2 protein-coding genes are annotated in these 1423 nt (G+C 45.5%); both read right to left on the reverse strand.

All coding sequences use genetic code 11. The features are described 5' to 3' along the window. On the reverse strand, positions 1 to 388 hold a 388-nt coding region (locus R7P35_RS24325; protein WP_318092898.1), incomplete at its 3' end, for a DUF4478 family protein. Between the two features lie 289 nt (positions 389 to 677). After that, on the reverse strand, positions 678 to 1423 hold a 746-nt coding region (locus tag R7P35_RS24330; protein ID WP_318092900.1), incomplete at its 5' end, for a diguanylate cyclase.

A 1423-nucleotide genomic window follows, 5' to 3' on the forward strand; every position in this document is an offset into this window, starting at 1 on the left:
ACACAAGGTTGGTAATATGCGTTGGGTTAGTGAGATTGAGGCGCTGACTGTCAGCCAAGTGCATGTTCACGTAAACGATGTCACGCAGTACAGAGAATAAGTGTTCTTGAATGCCTTTTATGATCTCTCCATCGACGAACGCATGCTCTGGTGGGTCGGTCAGCTCTAGCTTAATGCCACGCTCGCGGCGCACTACATTCACATCAAACGATTGGTGTTTATCGAGAAGCTCTTTGGAGTTATCTGTGTGGCTACCAGAGTTCAAGACCGCTAACGTACAGTTACGATAAAGCTGGTAAAGATCACTCGAAGCGGTTTTCTTTAAGCGTTCAACTTCCAGTTGGGATAGCAAGTCCATGCTACCTGCGGGGCTTATATGGGTAATCATAACGCCTCCTTGTGTTGCATTATTTTGAGGGATAGTTCCAACGCATCTTACTTAGTTGTACGTGTCGTTTTACTCAGATGGCTGGAGGGTTTGGTTTTATGGTTATCGAGTCCCAAGCAACCTCAAGATGCCATATTCGTCATGAATGAATACATCATCTTGAAGTGACTTGGGTTTTAACAGCTTAGCAGACTGAAAGGGGATAAATGTGATAACTCGTTGAAAATGGGAGGTTATGAGCGTTTGAGAGGGGGTGAAAGTGTTTGTTTGCTTGTTTTTTGAACGGTTTTTAGTTCCAGTTTAGCTGGTTTGTGCCCCGTTTTTTAGCGTCAGTGAGCATTTGCCCAAGGCGATCGAGCACATATTCTGGTGCGTCTGATTCCTTAAATGAAGTAGAGACGGCTGTCAGAGTAATGATGATGTTTTGCTCGCGGAACTTAAACGGCAGCTGACAGATATCGCGCTGAATATTTTTCATCAGTTCTAATGTGTATTCTTCACTTTGTTCTGGAATCAGCAGAATAAACTCTTCACCGCCAAAGCGAGCGACGGTTTCGGTATCAGACACGCGCTTATTGATAGCACGAGCGATGATCTTCAGCGCTTTATCACCAGCGGTATAACCATAACTGTCGTTTACGGCTTTGAAGTTATCGACATCAAACAGTACCACTCGTAGATTTTGTTGAGAGCGAATCCAACGACGGTATTCGAGCTCAAGGCGATCGTTAAATGCTGTTCGGTTGTAAACCTTCGTGAGTGGATCAAGCAACATTCGCTGTGTCTGGTCGTCTAAGCGGCGGCGGTAATCTTGTGTGGTTTCAAACACCGCTTCAAGCTGATTTTTGCTGTAGCTTAAACGCTCTTGCAGGGCCTGTTCTCTCTCTTCCGTCATCTTGAGGCGCTCGGTTAACGAGGCCATTTTGGCTAGCAATGGAGCGACTTCTTGTTTGAGTTCTGCTAAATCCTGAGCTTGGTCGAGAGATTGTTGGCTGAGCTCAACCAAACCATTCATTTCTGCATTTAGCTCTTGGC

Source organism: Vibrio sp. Vb0304 (assembly GCF_033338995.1).
GTDB classification, from domain to species: Bacteria; Pseudomonadota; Gammaproteobacteria; order Enterobacterales; family Vibrionaceae; genus Vibrio; species Vibrio alginolyticus.